Source organism: Pseudomonas sp. NFACC51, assembly GCF_900103575.1.
GTDB classification, from domain to species: Bacteria; Pseudomonadota; Gammaproteobacteria; order Pseudomonadales; family Pseudomonadaceae; genus Aquipseudomonas; species Aquipseudomonas fluorescens_Q.
Genome location: NZ_FMXH01000001.1, coordinates 437,957 through 457,724, shown reverse-complemented (window position 1 = coordinate 457,724; position 19,768 = coordinate 437,957). Strand labels below are relative to the sequence as shown.

Genomic DNA, 19,768 nt, shown 5'->3' with positions numbered 1-19,768 from the left:
TGGTTTTGTTGACTTGGAGAGATAATGGCCAAGTGATGGCGGCGAAACTATCGGAGCATCCTGATTTACACCTAAGGATTGCGGTTGGTGCGGTAGGAGAATTCCTACCCGAAGGTGACAGCCCCCCAAAACGACAGCAAAAAAAAACCAGCGACAGGCGCTGGTAAACAAACTGGGCCTCGCACGCGTCAGCCAAATCGCGACTCGCTGCCCTGCCCCGTGGCCACCCAGAGCGCTTCAAGACTCTTGAAGCCCCAGGTCTTCTCCGACTCAATGCTGACGATGCTGTCCTGCCCACAGGCCAGATCAATACATTCGGGAGGCAGCGGCACACGACTCGACGCCGAGTAGAAAACCTTCACCCTGGGCGTGAGCAAATAATCGGCGTGTTGCTCCGTCACCACCGCCAACCTGCCACTTTGAAGGCGAACCAAAGCACCAACCGGATAGATACCAATGCATTTGACGAAGGCGTGAAACACTTTCTGATCGAAATGCCCGCTCCATCCCGCCATTTTTCGAATCGATTCGGCGGGGCCCCAGCGATCCCGATAAGGACGGTCAGACGTCACGGCGTCATACACATCACAGACAGCGGCCATGCGCGCGAATAGACTGATCTGGGTGCCACATAACTTATGGGGATAGCCACTGCCGTCGACCTTCTCATGGTGATGCAAGCAAACGTCCTGCACACGGGAGGTGAAATGCCTGCTGTCCGCCAGCATCCTGGCACCCTCCTCGGGGTGCCTGCGCATCGTCATGTGTTCGGTGTCATTCAAGGGCAATGGTTTCGCCAGGATGGCCGTGGGTATCACCATCTTGCCCACGTCGTGCAGCAAGCCCGCCAGCCCGGCTTCTTGTACCAGCAGCGGCGGTAAATCCAACTGACGTGCCAAACCAATCATCAACCCACAGACGGCTACCGAATGCATGTAGGTATATTCATCGACGGTCTTGAGGCGCACCAGGCTGAGCAGTGCATCAGGATGACGTAACAGCGAGTCGGAGATTTCACCCACCATGTCCGTGACTCGATCCAGTTGAACGATCCGGCCCATGCGCAAATCGCCGAACATCTCCATGACAGCCGCCTTGGAACTGGAGCAAAGGTTGACCGCCCTCAACAACTCTTCGCTCATTGCCACCCTCGGACGCGGTCCGGGTACTTCGGTGCACGATCGGGTCGGCAAGCGCGGGGACTGCTGAGCCTGCACAGTGGGTTCAGCAGGCGCAGAGGCTTGTACGTCCACTCCCTTGGACAGGTCGATCCATGCACCATCAATGTCCGAGGCAATGACTTTCTCCAGCACCTCCTCATTCTGAATCAGGAAGCCTTTGCTCCAGAACGGACGCTCTATGCAGGAACCGGACAGCTCCTGGACATACATTCCTACGCAAAGATCGGTCACACCGATATATTTCAACACGATGCAGATCCTCCTCTGTCCGCAACCGCTCACCCTGAACTGCCCGAGGCGCGGTTGTCTTGGATTCGCACCAGGATGCCACCCCAGCCCTTGAATAATAGCTAGGTGCCACCCCATGAATAATCGGAGCAATCTTATTTAGGACTAGGGAATACAGAGGGTCGTGTAGGGATATTCCTACTATGCGTCACCCACTAAGAACGGAACGTATCAACCTTGGGCCCAAACCGACTCATTTTTGTTGTACAACCCGTACCACCTGCTGGTTCATCTTTGCTGGGAGCCTGCGTAAAAAAATCAAAGCCGCCCCTTCCCACCGCAACACTTCATTACCGAAACGGGGGTTGGGTATCGCTTCATACCTTGGGCATAGATTGGCGAGGGTAAATCGTCACGGAGGCGCGTAGCTTATTGCCGCCGAAAACACACATCTTATCGAACGCCTTGTGGCTGACGGGAAGATGCTGGCAATCAAGTACCTGACGGTGCTGACTATGATCAATGTCTGGATCATGCAGGTAGACGAAGTCCTCATCGTAATCAGTGACAATGACCCAGTGTGGGGCTTTTGAGCGCGTCAGTCGGTAGCTGCTGATCAACACCAGGGGTTGACCGCCCTCCTTCAGTGCGAGGGCCAGGTCCAGTTGGTTGCTGCTCACCTGCTCCACGTCACTCTGCGCCAGTTCACTGCAGAACGCTTCGTGTACCAGGCGCATTACTTCTTTTTTATGCTCGTCGCGCACGCCGTCGAGAAATAGCGGACCTGCGATACTCACCTGCAAGCGTACTCGAAACCCCCGGCGCCAGGCCGCGAGTGCCAACCCTTGGGGACTGCAACCACCGTGCCCTGAAGTCATGAACACCGTGGTGGCTTCACGCCAGATCTGCAGTTCGTCCCTACGCCCGATTAAACGATCGGGTTGCAATGCCTTCATGGCCATCAAGAGGCAAGCCGGACCGCAGGTAAACTCAGTGGTCTGTTGGTAGTAAGGTACCTGGAGCTCACGGTTTTCCCGATGCTGCACAACACGCTTTTCCAAGCGCAGCGCATGCAAATGGTCTTCGTAGTAGTCGTTTACCACAGCGAAGCGCCGGTACCCATTGCGCTCATAAAGACTGATGGCAACCGGGTTATCCGGTCGGACTTCCAGTCGCAGGTAGGCGCAGTCGTTCGCGCGTGCGCACTCTTCCGCCTGATCCAGTAGCTGTTTCCCCAAGCCCAGGCCACGACTATGGGTGGCAATGGCGATGGAGTACAGACGCGCCAGCGAGGTGCCCCGGTGGAACAAGACCAGACAGTAGCCCATCAATTGGCTCTCGGCCTGCGCGACGATCAGGCTGGCATGGGCTCGACCGATCATCCACTGGAAACTGCGCGGCGTGAGCCGGTCATGAGTAAAACACTGGTTTTCCAATTCCAGCAGAGACTTCAGGTCATCGTGTGTCGCCTTGCGAAATACCAGATTCATATAGCCGCCGTAAAAGTTGCGTAACGAAACGAGACTTTTAAAAAGTCTCGTGCTTAATAGATAAGGACTTGTTCTCCAACGGACCTTCTCATATGTCAGCGGCACAGGGTGATTTGCGTGAAGTATCAGAGCAAAATCGGCTAGCGGCAATATCAAACCTTACTTATTTATCGAGTGCGCCCAGGCGGCAAAGCCAAGTCGTTATTATTGTTGAGCGAAAAGAAGACTGGGCGTCTTATTTTCCATCAGACGATGTGATGAGTGCCCAGGAATATCTCGAGCAACCCCTTGAAAGCGAGGCTGGCAAGCGTGTTCAGGTTATTAATCTGTGTCGGAGCTACAAGTACCTAGGACACGGGTATTACTGTTCATTGCTGGCAGAAGCACGCGACCATAAAGTTATTCCGTCTGTACGGACCATCAGCGAGTTGACCCGAAAGTCACTGTACAGCCTTGCGCTGGATGACTTGGACAAGGCGCTGGACAAAGCACTGAACCACCACCTTTATAGTAATACCGAAGGATTCACGCTCACTCTTTACTTTGGTAAAACCAACCTTGAGCCCTTGCAGGAACTGGCTCGGCAAATTTTCGAAATATTCCCATGTCCGATCCTCTTGGTGGAGTTCCGTAAAAGCAATAGTTGGCACATTGAGGGAATAAAGCCTGGCGTCTTGCAAAAGCTACGCGAAGACCAAGAGGATCAATTTGCCAACTCGCTGGACAGTTTCAGCCGCAAGATCTGGCGAGTACCGCGGTCACCCCGCATGGCCCGTTACGACCTGGCCATATTGCATGACCCACAAGAATCGCTGCCGCCTTCCAATGCCAAGGCACTGGAAAATTTTATCAGGGTGGGCAAAGGTCTGGGCATTGATGTCGATCTGATCGAAAAGAAAGACTACTCACGAATAGCCGAGTATGACGCCCTGCTGATTCGCGAAACCACCAGCGTGGATAACCACACCTATCGCTTCGCCAAGAAGGCGGAAAGCGAAGGCCTGGTGGTGATGGACGATCCCACTTCAATCCTGCGCTGTACCAACAAGGTGTACCTGACTGATCTGCTCAAAAGCCATCAATTGGGTATGCCGGCAACCGAGATTCTCTACAAGGAGCGACCGGAAGACTTCGAGCGAGTCGGTGAACGCCTGGGTTTTCCATTAGTGCTGAAGATTCCCGATGGTTGTTTTTCCCGCGGCGTAATCAAGGTCGAAAGCCAACAGGCGCTGCTGGATGCCACCTCTGAGCTCTTTGAGCACTCGGTATTGCTACTGGCTCAGGAGTTCTTCTACACCGAGTACGACTGGCGCATCGGCGTACTCAACCGCAAACCGATTTTCGCCTGCCAGTACTTCATGTCCAAAGGTCACTGGCAAATCTACAACCACAAGGCCAAGGGCCAGGACATTAACGGGGAATGCCGCACCTTGGCGGTTCACGAAGCACCGCGGGCGGTGGTGGAACTGGCGGTGAAGACCGCGAATCTCATTGGCGATGGTTTATACGGGGTCGACCTGAAACAGTCGGGGGATAAGGTGGTGGTAATCGAGGTTAACGACAACCCGAACATGGACGCGGGCATCGAAGACGCATACTTGCAGGACGACCTGTATTCCTTGGTTCTGGAAGAGTTCATTCGCCGCCTTGAGCTGAAGCGTCGCGGTCAGGCCTGGTGAATACTTGATCTGCTACACGACCTGCAAGACACTGACTTCCTCCGTCAACAACGCCATAGGTCAGACGTGATCAAGAGTTTCCTGCTCGCCAAAGGGGCGCTGGTACCGGTTGAACAGCTCAATGCTGATGTGATGTTGTTCAGTAATCCCGATGCGGCAGAACGAGATCTGTTGCGCAGCGAGTTCAAACTGGACGATCACGCGCTGGCTTCGGCACTGGATCCGGACGAAGTCTCACGCATCGAATTCCATCCGGATAACCTGTTCTTGATCTGGAAGCGTCCGGAAAGTTACTCGGGCGGAAATAGCCTGGCCTTTGAGGTCTCGTCGTTCGGCTTGCTCTTCTCTAGAACACGCTTGCTGATAATCGCGACTGACGACTCCCAGTTGAGTGGATTGGGGCAGCGGCACCCCTTGCACACAACGCAAGATGTGCTGCTGGATATACTGTTCAACAACCTCCACCACTATCTGGGCCACCTCAAGGTGATCAAGATGGTGGCTCGCGAGCTGCAGCAAAAGTTCAACGCCTCGATGGAGAATCGACATCTGGTCCAGATGTTTAACCTCAGCGAAAGCCTGATCTACTACATCAATGCGATTCACAGCAATGGCGCTGTCCTGACTCGGCTGCGCAACCATGCGGAAAAAGAGCACTTCAGCGCCGAGGCAATTGCGCTTATCGACGATTTGATCATTGAAAATACCCAGTGCAACAAACAGGCGGAAATCTACTCCAGGGTGTTTGCCGGCTTGATCGACGCACGCGGCAATTTGATGAACAACACCATGAACAACCTGTTACGCAAACTGACGCTGATCAATGTGGTTTTCCTGCCTCTCAACCTGATCGCCAGCATTGGTGGCATGTCCGAGTTCAGCATGATGACCTCAGCCGTTCCCTGGTGGGTTGCCTATCCGCTTTTTCTCACTGGAATGGTAGTAGCCGGGGGCCTGATGGTTATCGCGCTCAAGCGTCTGACGCGTGGTTCATCCAGCATAAATGGCCCGCATTGAACGAGCCCCTCTGGGTACTCGATGACTCGTCTACATCTCGACCTGTGTGCCCAGCTCTATCACCCGGTTCAAAGGCAACTTGAAGTACTTCAGGTTGCTATTGGCGTTCTTCAGCAAAAATGCGAACAGGGTTTCTCGCCAACGGGCCATTCCGATGCGCTTGGTCGGGATCACCGTCTCCCGGCTGAGGAAATAGGTGGTACGCATCGGACTGAAGTCCAGTTCAGCCAAGTGACAGAGACTCAAGGCCAAGGGGACATCGGGCTCCTCGATAAAGCCAAAGTGCAGACTGACCCGGAAGAACCCTTCTCCATAGGCTTCAATCTCAAACCGTCGGTCAGCACTCACACGAGGGCTGTCTTCAGACACCACTGTGAGCAATACCACTTGCTCATGCAAAACCTGGTTATGCAGCAGGTTGTGCAGCAGTGCATGAGGAACAGCATCTGTCCTGGCCGTAAGAAACACTGCCGTACCTTGCACCCGATGGGGAGGCTGCGTACGGATGCTGCCGATGAATAGCGGTAGAGGAAGTGCGGTTTCATCCAGCCGCTCAACAATAATCTTTCTGCCCCGCTTCCAGGTCGTCATCAAAATGAACAGGCTGATGCCGGCAATCACCGGGAACGCCCCACCCTGAAAGATTTTGGGTGCATTGGCCGCGAAATACAGACCGTCTACCAGCAAGAATCCGAGCAGCATTGGGACGGCCAGCCAGCGCGGCGTTTTCCACAGGAGCAGGACGACTGCCGAGGACAAGACTGTCGTGATCAACATGGTCCCCGTCACAGCGACGCCATAAGCTGCGGCCAGGGCACTGGACGACTCGAAACCAATCACCAACAGCACGACACCCACCATCAACGCCCAGTTAACCGTACCGATATAGATCTGTCCCTGTTCCTGGCTGGAGGTATGCTGGATAAACATGCGTGGGACGTAACCCAACTGGATGGCTTGGCGAGTCAGGGAAAAAGCTCCGGAGATCACGGCTTGAGAGGCGATGATGGTGGCTAGTGTGGAGAGCGCGACCATCGGTAAAAGTGCCCATTCAGGCGCCAGTAAATAGAACGGGTTGCGCACAGTCTCCGGGTTACCCAGGATCAGGGCGCCTTGGCCAAAATAATTGAGCGCCAAGCCGGGCAACACGAGAATGAACCAGGCGCGAGCAATGGGCTTGCGGCCAAAGTGGCCCATGTCGGCATACAGTGCTTCAGCACCGGTCAATGCCAACACCACGGCACCCAGAATGGCCACGCCAATCCCCGGATGCACCACAAAAAATTGCACTGCCCATGCAGGATTGAGCGCCTGCAGAACTTCCGGTCGTTGCAGGATGCCGTAAATGCCGAGCGCACCCAGCACCATGAACCACAGCACCATGACCGGGCCGAACAGTATGCCGATACGCGCCGTGCCATGTTTTTGGATCAGGAACAGCGCTACCAGGATGACCACGGACAGCGGAACGACCCACTGTTCGATTCCATCGAACGCAAGCTGCAGCCCTTCGACCGCCGAGAGCACCGAGATGGCCGGGGTGATCATGCTGTCCCCGTAAAACAGTGCCGCGCCGAACAGCCCGAGCAATACCAAGACCCTGCTCATTTTGGGAAACGGTGCCGCAGCCCGACGTGCCAATGCGGTCAAGGCCATGATGCCCCCCTCGCCCTGGTTGTTGGCGCGAAGGATGAACAGCACGTACTTGATCGAGACGACCCAGATCAGTGACCAGAAGATCAACGACAGAATACCCAGTACACCGTCCTGGTTGGCCTGGACGCCGTAGTGACCGGCAAACACTTCTTTGAGTGTGTACAGCGGGCTGGTGCCAATGTCCCCATAAACCACGCCCACCGCGGCGACGAGCAAGCCCACTCCTGATGTTTTGGTATGGGAGTCTTCATGGGCGGGAATCGCTGCTTCGCTCAAGGGCTACGTCTCTAAAATTACGGGGGGAAGTGTATGCCATCCTTGAGCAATACGATTTGCCAAGGCCATTGGAAATGCAAGGCGCCCGGACGATCTGAAAATCGCGGCCAGTATCATTCCAGGCCATAACACCTACCGTAAAGAAACCGTAAAAATTTACATTCCCCGTTGATCGGTCATCGTCAGGACTGCGCGTTAACGCTTCCCATCACGGGCATTTACGCGTTATCGCGCACGCTCTATACCAGCAGCCCAGCGAGGGATCGTGGCAATTTTCAGAGCATTTACGACAGCATCCCGCTAAGAACGGAACGCATCAACCTTGAGCCCAAACCGACTCATCTTGTTGTACAACCCGCCACGCGACACATTCAGCCGTTGAGCAGCCAGGCGGATGTTTCCGCGCGTGTCTTTAAGGGCGGCGATAATGGCATTCATCTCATGGGTGCCCAGGTCCGGCGCCATCCGCGGCCCAGGGGCACTTCCCCATGTCGATGGGCGCCCTCGCTGCCTGATTTCCAGGGCAAGATCGCTCGGCTCGATCAGTTCAGTCATCGCCAGGTTGGTCGCCCGCTCAATGACATTTTCCAGCTCACGGACATTGCCTGGCCAGTGATAGGCGCCAAGCATGTCCAGCGCCGCGGGCGAAAGGTCCTGCATCGACTTGCGTAGCGACCGCGCGCATCGCGCGAGAAAATGCCGCGCGAGCAACGGTACATCTTCGCGGCGCATCCGCAGTGGCGGCACCGTCAGGTTCAGCACGTTGAGCCGGTAGTAAAGGTCCTCACGAAAGGCGCCTTCGGCCACGGCCTGGCTCAGGTTGCGATGGGTGGCGGCGATGATGCGCACGTTGACCCGTAGCGATTTTTTCGCCCCCACCCGTGTCACCTCGCCTTCCTGCAGGACACGCAACAGGCTGACCTGCGCATCAAAGGACATGTCACCGATTTCATCGAGGAAGATCGTCCCACCATCGGCCAATTCGAACTTGCCTGCCGACCCACCACGCGCCGCGCCGGTGAAAGCACCTTCGACATGTCCAAACAGTTCGCTCTGCACCAGTTCACGGGGAATGGCGCCGCAATTAACCGCCACAAAAGGCCCGCCACAACGGTCACTGCCATTATGGATGGCCTGGGCGAACAGCTCCTTGCCAGTGCCGCTCTCACCGAGGATCAGCGTGGTCGAATCACTGCGACTGGCAACCCGCGCCAGGTGCAGTGCATCCTCAATCGCCTGTGAACGGCCGAGGATGGTTTCGAAGGTGTAGCTGGCCTGGGTGCCAATGATCCGCCGGGTGATTTCCCGGATGCGTCGGTTCTCGCGCAACGACACAATCCGCCCGCCTTGCTCCAGCGGGCAGACCGACACCAGGCAGGCCAGATGGCTGCGGTCAGGCAATTCAAAGGTGCAGTCCAGGTCGCGCACGCCGTCCCCGCCCGCGAGCAGGACTGCATCGGTCAATTCGCTCTGGCCCAGGCTCTTGAACGGACTGCCGAGCAGGTCATGGCCGACGCGGAACAGCTGTCGAGCGTAATGGTTGAGGGCCTTGATGCGGCCCTGCTCATCCAAAACCACCAAGCCCTCGTTGAGCACCTCAAGGACTGTCTGTTGTTCTTCCAGCAAGGCTTGCAGCGCCATCTGCCTGGAGACCGCCTCGGCCGCAGCCTGGACGGTGCCCAACGTATGGAAATGAAACCAGCCGGGCTCTGCCGTCAAGGTCAACATACCCAGCGTCCGGCCTTGGGCATCGCGGATTGGCGCGGCGGCGCAATGCATCCGGCGCTGGCGCAGGCCAAGCCCGAAGTTCTCCTCGGCCAGCACATACACCAAACGGTCTTCGACAATCGCCAGCCCGGTGCAGTTGGTGCCCTGTACCGACTCCAGCAATCGACTGCCGATGGGTGTGAGGTCCAGGCCACAGAAATACAACGTCGTGCCTTCGGCATCGGTCAGGTTGATATGGCCCCTGGGGTTATAGGCGAGCAAACCGCGCATGACTTGCGCCGCAGCGGCGATCAGCACCCGGTTGGCGGCCAGTGTCGCGGTCAGGTCGGCAGGCGCGACAAAACGGTACTCGCCGTCTTCTGGGTCGAGGCCGGCATGGACGCTGCGCAACCAGGATTCCCAAATCACCCGACGGATCCCCGCAGGCCGTTCGATAGCCCCCTGCAAACACGCGCGCCAAGCCTCATCCAGCGCAGTGCCTGGCCCTTGGTTCAACGACGCGGGGCCCAGCGTGGTGAGGTAGTCACGGTCTTCGGCGCTCAATGCTGCAGGTTGCTGGTTCATTATTCGGCCCCACGTCCATATTTTCGACATGTCAGTATAGACATGTCATTTAAATGAACATGATTTTGAATAAAACCAAATAAATCCCCTTTAATATCAATCAGTTAATTATTGGCACAGCGCTTGCTCCCTGCTTGCACAGACGAGGACATTCTTACCGCCGAGTCGCTAAAACAATAAAGGGAGTCATGTTCATGAGCACATCCAAGACCCTTCGCCTTGGCCTCATCGGCGCCGGCCGCATGGGCAGTTTTCACGGCCTGACCGCCGCCCGGCACATCCCCGGCGCCTGCCTCGCCGCCATCGCCGACCCTACGCCCGGCCAAGCCGCACGCTTGGCGGCAGAACTGGACGTGCAGAAGGTCTATACCGACCCACAGCAATTACTCGATGACCCGGACATCGACGCCGTGCTGATCGCCGCCCCGGCACGCAGCCATGCCGAGTTGGTGATCAGTGCGGCCCGGGCCGGCAAAGGCGTGTTCTGCGAAAAGCCGATGGCCATCACCCTCGACGAGGCCGACCGCGCCATCGCCGCCGCTGCCGACGCACGGGTGACGCTACAAGTCGGCTTCAACCGGCGCTTCGCCAGAAGCTTCCGCACCGCCCACCTGGACGTGGTCGCCGGCCGGATCGGTACGCCACAACTGCTGCGCTCGTTGACCCGCGACCCAGCGCTGAACAACCCGGCTGCGTCACCACAATGGGTGATCTTCCTGGAAACCCTGATCCATGACTTCGACACCCTGCGCTACCTGAATCCGGGCGCCGAGGCGGTTGAGGTTTTTGTGATGGCCGATGCCCTGATCGCACCGGCCTACAAGGCCAAAGGGTTTCTCGACACTGCGGTGGTCACGATCCGTTTCGATAACGGCGCCATTGCCACGGCCGAGGCCAATTTCCAGGCCGTGTATGGCTACGACGTCCGCGGCGAAGTATTCGGCAGCGCTGGCATGCTGACCATGGGCAACGTCAACGACTCTGACTTGCTGCGGTACCTGGCCAATGGGGTCCAGGCCGACACCCAGCGCATGGACACCGACCTGCTGCGGGATGCCTATGTGGCCGAGCTCAACCACTTCGCCAACTGCGTGCGCAGCGGTGAAAAACCCCTTGCCAGCGGTGAAGACGCGCGGGCGGCACTGGCCATTGCCCGTGCCTGTATCGAATCCTTCCAACAGGGCAAAGCGGTGCGCGTGCAAGGAGCCCGGTCATGAGTTTCATCCCGTTCAAACTGGCGATCAGCGCCGAAATGGTCTTCCTCGACCTGCCCTTTATCGAGCGTGTCAAACGCATTCATGCCCTGGGCTTCAGCGTCGAGATATGGAACTGGACGACCAAGGACATCCAAGCCCTCGTAGCGAGCGGCGCGGACTTCACCTCCATGACTGGCTACATCTCAGGCAACCTGACCGATCCCGAGGGCATCCAGCAACTGCTCGACAGCGCCCAGGAATCCTTGGCGGTCGCCGCTCAATTGGGCTGCCCCAGCCTGAACCTGCATGGCACCGGCCTGGGTGACCAGGGCCTGCCGGTCAAACCCGTGGCCCAGACCACCGGGCGCATGTGGTTGAACGCCTGCAAGACGCTGGAAAAAATTGCCCGCCTGGGCGAAGACGCGGGTCGGGTGTTCCTGCTGGAAAATCTCAACACCGCAGTCGACCACCCGGGTACGCCGTTCGCCCGCGCTGACGATACCCTGGCGCTGATCGAAGCCGTGGGCAGCCCGCACCTGAAGATGAACCTGGACCTCTATCACGCACAGATCGGCGAAGGAAACCTGATCGAACTGATCCAGCGCGCCGGCAACGCCATCGGCGAAATCCAGGTCGCCGATGTGCCGGGGCGCATGGAGCCCGGCACCGGTGAAATCCACTATCCCGCCATTGCCAAGGCCTTGTTCGGCATGGGATACAGCGGTGTCGTCGGCCTCGAAGGCTGGGCCAGCGGTGACAGCGAGGTCGCGCTGGAGCGTTTCCGGCAGGCCTTCACGCTTGATGGATAAAGCTGCGCCGTGTTCAAGACGTGCGGCAGATTTTCATCTCTTGGTGACGTACAACTCATAACAACAAAAGGACAATCATCATGCGTCGTTGCACACTGCTTTTCGCCACCCTGCTATTGCTGTTCAGCCAATGGGCCGCCGCCGACTACCGCATCGGCGTCAGCATCGCCAGGGTCGACGACAACTTCATGACCTACGTGCGTAACGGCCTGGACGAGGCCGCGAAAAAGGAAAACGTGCAGATCCAGTTCGAGGACGCCCAAGGCGATGTGGTGCGCCAACTCAACCAGGTCCAGGGCTTTATCAACCAGAAAGTGGACGCGGTCATTGTCCTGCCGGTGGACACCTCCGCCACGGCCAATATCACCCGCGCCGCGGTCGAAGCGAAGACGCCGCTGGTCTATGTCAACCGTCACCCGGACGAGCGCACCTTGCCCAAGGGCGTCGTCACGGTCGCGTCCAATGACATCGAGGCCGGACAGCTGCAGATGCGCTACCTGGCCGAAAAGCTCGGCGGCAAGGGCAACCTCGCGATCATCATGGGCGACCTGGCACAAAACGCCACCCACGACCGCACCGAAGGCGTCAAACAGGTGCTCAAGGACTATCCCGGAATCAAGATTGTCGAGCAGCAAAGTGCCGAGTGGCAGCGCAACAAGGGGATGGACCTGACCAGCAACTGGCTGCTGGCGGGCAGTCGGTTCGACGCCATCGTCGCCAACAACGACGAGATGGCCATCGGTGCAGCCATGGCTTTGCAGCAGGCCGGCAAAGCCAAGGGCGAAGTCGCAATCGTTGGTATCGACGGCTTGCCCGACGGCCTCGCGGCGATCAAGCGCGGGATGCTGGTTGCGTCGGTGTTCCAGGACCCCAAGGCCCAGGCGACCAGCGCGGTACAGGCAGCGCTCAAAATGATCAAGGGGGAGCCGGTGGAAACGGACGTCTGGGTGCCCTTTCAGTTGATCAAGCCTGAGCAGTTGGCGGTGTTTGAGCAACATTACAAATAGCCTCAAACGTTAAACGATAACGCCGCTGTCCTTCCAGGGATCAGCGGCGTTTATCGTTGTATGAACCGATTGCAACAGCTGCGGGATGAACCTCTTGTTGTGCGCATCAAAGCTGCTGAACGGGATGATAAAAGCCAGGCATCTCAGAAAAAACTATTGAAGAAGCCGACTGAGAAAAGCGCCCAATGCTCGACTAGAAGTTCAGCGTATAACGAACGATGAGGCGGTTTTCGTTCGCGCTGTCGGCATAGGTCGAGCGATTGGTTGAATTTCTCCACTGCATGGCGACACCTTTCGCGGGGCCACTTTGCACAACGTAAGTGAGGTCAGTCACACGCTCCCACTCTTTCCCGTCTTTGTCTTCTGCTCTCAACGCAGCCGCCTGGCGTGTCGTCAGCACCGTTGGGTCAACGTCTTGGCCGCTCACATACTTGAAGCCGAGGGTAAGTCCGGGAACGCCAACGGCTACGAAGTCGAAGTCATAGCGCGCGAACCAAATACGTTCATTGGGCGCTGTAAATGTGCTCGCGAGCGATTCAGCGAACAGATAGGTGTCCGTTCCGTTAACGAAGGCGAACGGGGTGTCGCCCCATGCTTTTTGATACCCACCGCCTAAGGTATGACCTTGAAGGCTGTAAGCGAAGTAGCTACTCAGTGTCCGATTGTCCACCTTCTCTAAGTTCTTATCTCCGGTTTCTCTCGCATCGAACAGGCGAATGTCTGCGATAACGCTACCGCGAGTGATGGGTTGGCTTAGCTTCATGCCAAAGAAGTTCGACCGATATAAATCCTCAAGCTCTGCGGTATGCGCACTGAACGTCAGCGTGGGTAGAGCCTTATAGTCGAACGCAAGATAGTTGAAGTGATCAGCTTCAATAGCCCGATAGCCAAATGTGGTTAGAGACTCGAAGTCTGTGGAGTTACGCTGCCTGACGGCGTTGACTCTTATCGCAGTAATGGAGAGTGGGTCCAGGTCATTAGATACCAGCATGCCGCCGCGAAACACTTGCGGCAGCAGCCTGCTGTTGTTGCTCCATAGCAGGGGCATCAGCGGGCTGAGCCCGCCTATTTTCAATTCACTTCGCCCCATACGCGCTTTCGCGGTCAAGGTCATCTTTGCGTATTCGTCTTCGACGTTCCGCTGGGAATCGTAGGCGAGGAGTCCAGAACCCGTTCGATCCGAACTAGAGTCCAGCTTCACACCTAGAAGGCCTTGGGCATCGATACCCAAGCCAACCCTGCCTTCGGTGAAGCCTGACTGCAGATTAAGAATGAAACCTTGGGCCCATTCATCCCGCTTCGATTGGGTTGCGCCGTCGTTTCGGTAATCGCGGTTGTAGTAAAAATTACGGAATTCTAGATTTCCTTTTGCATCCTTTACAAGGTCGGCGTGTACGACGGATGCTGGAGAAGCAATAGCTAAAACCAACCACAGTTTATTGTTTTTGTTCGACATTGTGGGCGCCCTTTGTTTTTGGAATGTGCATGAGTGCTCACTGCTTGATGGATGGCAGCGTGTGAGTTGGATGCGAAACGCTCGATGACGATGCGGTGGAAATATCAACGATTGAGCCCTACCGCCTTGGGCGAACTGAATTCGGTTCAGCCACTCGACGCTAAACGCACAATTGCATCACGACTGCCGGCTTGTTCTCGCAGAAGAAACTTCTGGATTTTCCCGGTCGCGGTCTTGGGCAGTTCCATGAAGATGACTCTGCGAGGACATTTGAATCGGGCAAGACGCGCCTGGCAGAACGCGATCATGTCGGCTTCGGTAGGCCGCTCAGAGCCGCCTTTGAGTTCGATAAACGCGCACGGTACTTCGCCCCAGATGTCATCAGGCTGCGCGACGACGGCGGCATGCAAAACAGCCGGGTGACAGTGGATGGTTTCTTCGATTTCGACGGACGAGATGTTCTCTCCTCCGGAAATGATGACGTCCTTGCAGCGGTCGGTGATTTGTATGTAACCGTCAGGGTGCACCACTGCGACATCACCGGTGTGGAACCAGCCGCCTTCAAAGGCTTTGTGCGTCGCATTTTCGTTTTTCAGATAGCCCATCATCACGGTGTTGCCTTTGAGCAGTAGTTCTCCGGTGGTGTGGCCGTCTTTTGGAACCGGCTGCAGGGTTTCAGCGTCAGCGACCATCAAGCCCTCAAACCCAGCTGCACGAGCGCCCTGGCGTACGCGCAAGGCGCTTTGGTCACTTTGCGTGAGCGTGTTCCAGCCGTCCTGCCAGACGCAGCTGATCGGTGTGCCGGATACTTCGGTAATGCCGTACACGTGGTCAACGTCGAAGCCTAGGGAGACGACGGCATTCAGCACGGTTGCCGGAGGCGGAGAGCCCGCCGTCAGCACGCGAACCGGCGTTTCAAGCGGGGGACGATCGGCGGAGTTGGCGATCATGGCCATGACAATCGGTGCCGCGCAGAAGTGATCGACACCCTGGGTATCTATCGCATCGAACACCGCTTCTGCCGAGACCTTTCGCAAACACACGTGGGTGCCAGCAGCGGCCGTGATAGCCCAGGTAAAACACCAGCCGTTGGCGTGGAACATAGGCAATGTCCACAGGTACCGCGGTGCCCGGGAAAGGGGCCAGTTGGTCATCTGCAGCATGCTCATGAGATAGGTACCGCGATGGCTGGCCACGACCCCCTTCGGATCGCCTGTGGTGCCGGACGTGTAATTGAGTGCGATGGGCTGCCACTCATCACTGGGCCACACGCCTTGGAAATCCGGGCTGCCGCGGCCAATAAAGGTTTCGTAGTCGACATCGCCAATGCTGCTGCCCAGGGGCGCCAAGTGATCATTGATGTCGATGACCACGGGTGGGTGCTCGAGGCGTTCAAGGGCGGCAACAGCCAGCGCGGCAAACTCACGATCCACCAACAGAAGCTTGCACTCCCCATGACGCAGGATGAAAGCCACGCCTTCCGCATCGAGGCGGTAGTTGACGGTATTGAGCACCGCGCCGCAAAGCGGCACGCCAAAATGGGCTTCGAGCATGGCTGGGGTGTTGGGGGACAGGATCGAAACCGTGTCCCCTGCCCCCATGCCCTCGTTGGAAAGCGCACTGGCGAGCCGATAGCAGCGTTCGCGCGTTTGGCGCCACGTTCTGCGCAGGTCACCATGTACCACGGCGACCCGGTCCGGGTGGACAAGGGCCGCGCGATCCAGAAAACCAAGGGGCGTCAGGGGCAGATAGTTGGCCTTGGATTGCTCCAACCCATTCTCGTAGGCACCAGGCTTCATGGTGTTGACTCCTTATTATTGTGATGAAACGTAGTGAACGCGCTCACTGGCTCACGATCCGTCACCAACGTGTTTTCAATGCTGTTTTCGTCGGCGTAGCCAAGGCTCATCCCGCATACCAGCATCTGTTCGGCGGGAATCTCAAGCGCATTGGAAATAACCTCGTGGTACTTCAAAAAGGCTGCCTGTGGGCAGGTATGCAACCCCCGTCCTCGCGCCGCCACCATCACCGCCTGCAAAAACATGCCATAGTCCAGTAGGCTCCCCTCCTTGAGCACCCGGTCAATGGTGAAGAGCAAACCGACAGGGGCATCGAAGAAACGGTAGTTACGTCCGTGCTGAGCGTGCATGCGCTGTTTGTCACCTTTGGCAATGCCCAGCAGGCCATAGAGGTCCCAGCCCACTTTCCTGCGCCGGTCCACGTACGGCGATGTCCACTCCCGTGGGTAGTATTCATAGGCGTCTTCAAGGTGACCGCTGAGCGACGGATCGTTATCAAGTTGAGCGATAGCCTTTGAAACCCGGGCCTTGGCTGCTCCTGTAATCACATGAACGCGCCAAGGCTGCATATTCACGCCTGTCGCGCAAAAACGGGCGACATCCAGGATCGCCTCGATTTCTTCCCGTGGCACAGGCGTGGGCAGATACGCCCGAATGCTGCGTCGTGAAGCGATCGCCCAATCAATCGTCTGGCTAAGCAGCTCAGCGGGTACTGGCGGTTGGGATAAGCGATTCATTTTCATGCCTTATGGCTTACGGATTCGGGTAAAGGGGATACGCAACGCTTGTCAGTGAGTGAGGGCCGTTGCCTTTCGAACGTGTGTAGAGTCAGCGCGCGACTGATTGATCAGGGTGACCGCGGCCGCGCCAATCAGGCCAGCCAGGCTGATGGCCATGAAGTTTTTCTCGAGCGGCAGGTTCAATGACACCAGCCAGCCGATAAGAACCGGGGCAACGATGGCGCCGATTCGACCGACACCCGACGCAAAGCCCACGCCGGTCGAACGAATCGTTGAGGGGTAGAAGTCACCCGCATAGGCATAGGCCAGCAACTGGGTCCCCAAGGTGGACGCCCCGACAACGAATACCACCGGAAACAGTAGCGTCGTTGAGCGCGTATAGCCCAAGACCGTCAGCGCAACGGCGCCCACGATGTAGAAACCCACCAGCACGTGCTTGATGTTGAGCTTGTCGCTCAGCCAGCCACCACCAATAGCCCCCACGATGGCGCCCACGTTGAACACGATCACGAAATTCAACGCCGAGCCCAGGCTGAAACCTGCCATCGCCATGAGCTTGGTCAGCCACGAGTTAAGGGCGTAGACCATAAACAAGCCAGTCATGAACGCCGCCCAGATCATCACCGTGCTGAAACCCCGGCCCTCCTTGAACAGGTGCCGAACGGGTGCCTGCTGTTTATCCAGGACCGCAGCGTTGCCCACCATCACGGTGTTTTCGTCGATCTGGAGCGTCGGGTCTATTTTGCCCGCGATAGCCCGCAGTTCCTCCTGACGCCCGGTCTTGAGCAGATAACCGATGGACTCAGGCATGGTCTTCAGGATCAGTGGGATCAGCAGTACAGGCAGCAGCGCGACATAAAACACCCACTGCCAGCCGTAGCTCTCAATGAGCTGCTTGCCAGTGAGCGCCACCAGAATACCGCCTACGGAGTAGCCCGCGAAAACCAGGGTCACCAGGCGCGTGCGAAGTTTGAGCGGGGAAAACTCACCCATCTGCGCTGTGCAGATGGGCAGTACACCGCCAATACCAAGGCCGGCGATAAAGCGAGAGATGCTGAAACTGATAGGGTCGCTGGTCAGCCCTGCCGCGGCGGTAAAAATGCTGAACAGCGCCACGCAGATGGCGATCATTTTTGGGCGGCCAATGCGGTCCGCCAGCGTGCCAAGAAAAATTGCGCCTAGCATCGTTCCAAAGAGTGCAGCACCGGCCATGACGCCGGCGCTGGTCGGATCGATGTTCATGTCTTTCATGATTGCCGGAAGCGCAGCGCCGACGACGGCGAGATCATAACCATCGATGATCAGGATGAGCACACACCAAAAAAGTATGAGCCCATGGAAGCGGTTGAACGTTGACTCCACCGCAAGTGCATAAACATTTACCGGCTGCATAGTGTGTCTCCTTCGATCTTGTTTTTGTTGGTGAAGTGCACATGTCCCTGCGTCACGAGGCGCTTGGTCGTGGTTGCGGTCGGGGAGAAAACACACCGGTGCAACAACCGGCGGCTTGCTTGATCGACGCACAGCCAGGGACTACCCGGTTCGCATCGTAGGCGTTGGGTTGGTGGTGACCTATGCCCTACGGCATCGTTTTGCGTGACCGTTTTGGACAGTCGTGGACGCCTGACACGTCGGGGCGGTGCTGGCGAGGAAGGACCGAGGATTCAGGTCGGGGAACGAGTTGCAGCCTTCAAGGAAACTCGCGGGCGTACGAACATGTGCAAGGCTGTTCAGCCTTCACTCGAGTCGTCGGCGTTAGATCGGCGATAGGCGCCTGGGCTGACGCCCGTCCATTTCTTGAAGGCCCGGTGAAAGGCGCTGCTTTCCTGGAAGCCTGTGAGTGCCGCCACCTCCATGACCGTCATGCCTGGTTGGCAGAGCAGGTTGATTGCCATATCCCGCCGCAAGTTGTCCTTCAGGCGCTGGTAACTGATGCCTTCGGCCTGCAGCCTTCGCTGAAGGGTCGAATAGGACATGCCCAGAACCTTCGCCAGCTTGTCGAGCTCTGGCCATTGTTCCGGGTCCAGACCTCTTAATCTCATTCGGATCTGGACGCTGATACTGTCTTCGTTGCGGTATTTGACTAACAGGCTGGCAGGCGATTCCTTCATGAAGGTCGACAGGGTAGCGTGGGTCTGCACCACCTTCAGGTTCAGATAACTGCGATCAAATCGCACCCAGCTGGCTGGGGCGCCGAACTGAATGTCTTCGCAAAAACGCATGCGGTAGTCGCTGTCGTCAGCCGGTCGGGGGGGCCTGAAGCAGAGCGCCTGAATTGGAATACGCCTGTTACCCAGCCAGCACAGCAAGCCATGAACCAGGATCAGCCAGGTTCCATAGCTGAACAGGCGTCGCTCAACGCCGTGATCATGAATGACGATGACAGCGCAGTCGCCGTCAAACGTCAGTTCGCCGTGGATGTCGTCGAGTACGAGCCGAAGAAACTTCAAAATCCGACGCAACGCCTGTTCCAGCGACGTGGACCCCATCGACGCCTGGCACATCAGTCGGAAGCTGCCTCTTCGCATGGGGTGACTATCGATGCCGAAAAACTCATCATCGAGAAGGTCTGAAAGCGCAACCCACAAACGAGAAAATGCAGCTGCCGAAACGCGCGCCTGGGGCGAGGTAAGGAGCTCAGGATCGATGCGTGCCTGCTGCAGGACGACAGCGGTATCCAGCTGGCGCCGCACTGCGCCCTCGAGGGCTTCATGCACCAAGCTGATCGAAGTAGTCCCTTTGTCTTGGGCGAGCACGCGTAGTTCTCTCTGCGGGTGGCCTCGCGGTCGAGGTGGCTTCAATAAGTTCTCGCGCCAACGCAACGCGTGTCAACCCGAAGGTGGTGCAGGTTGAGATCAATTGGCTAACAACGCCGTCAGGACCTCGATGCCAGGCGCCCATTGTCCAAAGCGCTCAGCCAGGCTGAGGTGGTTGAACATTGC

The 19,768-nt window shown here is 57.4% G+C and carries 14 protein-coding genes; 5 read left to right on the top strand and 9 right to left on the bottom strand.

Going from position 1 to position 19,768, the window contains the following annotated elements; all coding sequences use genetic code 11:
• Positions 1-188: 188 nt before the first annotated feature.
• Both BLT00_RS02065 and BLT00_RS02060 read right to left on the bottom strand, forming a co-directional pair.
• Entirely contained in the window at positions 189-1,430 is a 1,242-nt protein-coding gene (locus BLT00_RS02065) for a cyclic di-GMP phosphodiesterase (RefSeq protein WP_092142328.1), read from the bottom strand.
• 356 nt (positions 1,431-1,786) lie between these two features.
• Positions 1,787-2,899 carry a GNAT family N-acetyltransferase/peptidase C39 family protein gene (locus tag BLT00_RS02060; RefSeq protein ID WP_063321787.1) on the bottom strand — a complete coding sequence of 371 codons (1,113 nt, stop codon included), beginning with the start codon at positions 2,897-2,899 and terminating at the stop codon, positions 1,787-1,789.
• Positions 2,900-2,991: 92 nt separating this feature from the next.
• Here BLT00_RS02060 and BLT00_RS02055 point away from each other — a divergent pair, with 92 nt between their 5' ends.
• A complete protein-coding gene (locus BLT00_RS02055) occupies positions 2,992-4,578 on the top strand; it encodes a RimK family protein (RefSeq protein WP_092142331.1) in 1,587 nt (528 codons plus the stop codon).
• 66 nt (positions 4,579-4,644) lie between these two features.
• Positions 4,645-5,595: a magnesium transporter CorA family protein gene (locus BLT00_RS02050; protein ID WP_063321789.1), complete on the top strand. Its 951-nt coding sequence runs from the start codon at positions 4,645-4,647 to the stop codon at positions 5,593-5,595.
• Positions 5,596-5,625: 30 nt separating this feature from the next.
• On the opposite strand, the gene BLT00_RS02045 is transcribed toward BLT00_RS02050, so the two are convergent.
• Both BLT00_RS02045 and BLT00_RS02040 read right to left on the bottom strand, forming a co-directional pair.
• A complete protein-coding gene (locus BLT00_RS02045) occupies positions 5,626-7,527 on the bottom strand; it encodes a potassium transporter Kup (protein WP_092142334.1) in 1,902 nt (633 codons plus the stop codon).
• Between the two features lie 300 nt (positions 7,528-7,827).
• Entirely contained in the window at positions 7,828-9,819 is a 1,992-nt protein-coding gene (locus tag BLT00_RS02040; RefSeq protein ID WP_092142337.1) for a sigma-54 interaction domain-containing protein, read from the bottom strand.
• A 194-nt stretch (positions 9,820-10,013) separates the two neighbouring features.
• Between BLT00_RS02040 and BLT00_RS02035 the strand changes: the two genes are divergently transcribed.
• From BLT00_RS02035 to BLT00_RS02025, 3 genes are all read left to right on the top strand, one after another.
• Complete coding sequence (locus BLT00_RS02035; protein WP_063321792.1) at positions 10,014-11,036, top strand: Gfo/Idh/MocA family oxidoreductase; 1,023 nt, start codon at positions 10,014-10,016, stop codon at positions 11,034-11,036.
• Positions 11,033-11,824, top strand: coding sequence for a TIM barrel protein (locus BLT00_RS02030; RefSeq protein WP_092142340.1), 792 nt, complete (start codon positions 11,033-11,035; stop codon positions 11,822-11,824). The genes BLT00_RS02035 and BLT00_RS02030 overlap by 4 nt, the downstream gene beginning before the upstream one ends.
• Positions 11,825-11,904: 80 nt before the next feature.
• Complete coding sequence (locus BLT00_RS02025; protein WP_092142343.1) at positions 11,905-12,831, top strand: sugar ABC transporter substrate-binding protein; 927 nt, start codon at positions 11,905-11,907, stop codon at positions 12,829-12,831.
• A gap of 193 nt (positions 12,832-13,024) precedes the next feature.
• Here BLT00_RS02025 and BLT00_RS02020 read toward each other — a convergent pair whose 3' ends face one another.
• The 5 genes from BLT00_RS02020 to BLT00_RS02000 all read right to left on the bottom strand — a co-directional run bounded on the left by BLT00_RS02020 (position 13,025) and on the right by BLT00_RS02000 (position 19,582).
• Positions 13,025-14,287 (bottom strand): OprD family porin, encoded by a 1,263-nt coding sequence (locus BLT00_RS02020; RefSeq protein ID WP_092142346.1) that lies wholly within the window; start codon positions 14,285-14,287, stop codon positions 13,025-13,027.
• Between the two features lie 146 nt (positions 14,288-14,433).
• Positions 14,434-16,086 (bottom strand): AMP-binding protein, encoded by a 1,653-nt coding sequence (locus tag BLT00_RS02015; protein WP_092142349.1) that lies wholly within the window; start codon positions 16,084-16,086, stop codon positions 14,434-14,436.
• Positions 16,083-16,823 (bottom strand): nitroreductase, encoded by a 741-nt coding sequence (locus BLT00_RS02010; protein WP_092142352.1) that lies wholly within the window; start codon positions 16,821-16,823, stop codon positions 16,083-16,085. Before BLT00_RS02010 ends, BLT00_RS02015 begins: the two co-directional genes overlap by 4 nt.
• Positions 16,824-16,874: 51 nt before the next feature.
• Positions 16,875-18,218 carry an MFS transporter gene (locus BLT00_RS02005; RefSeq protein ID WP_092142355.1) on the bottom strand — a complete coding sequence of 448 codons (1,344 nt, stop codon included), beginning with the start codon at positions 18,216-18,218 and terminating at the stop codon, positions 16,875-16,877.
• Positions 18,219-18,556: 338 nt separating this feature from the next.
• Entirely contained in the window at positions 18,557-19,582 is a 1,026-nt protein-coding gene (locus tag BLT00_RS02000) for an AraC family transcriptional regulator (RefSeq protein WP_092142358.1), read from the bottom strand.
• Positions 19,583-19,768: the final 186 nt, after the last annotated feature.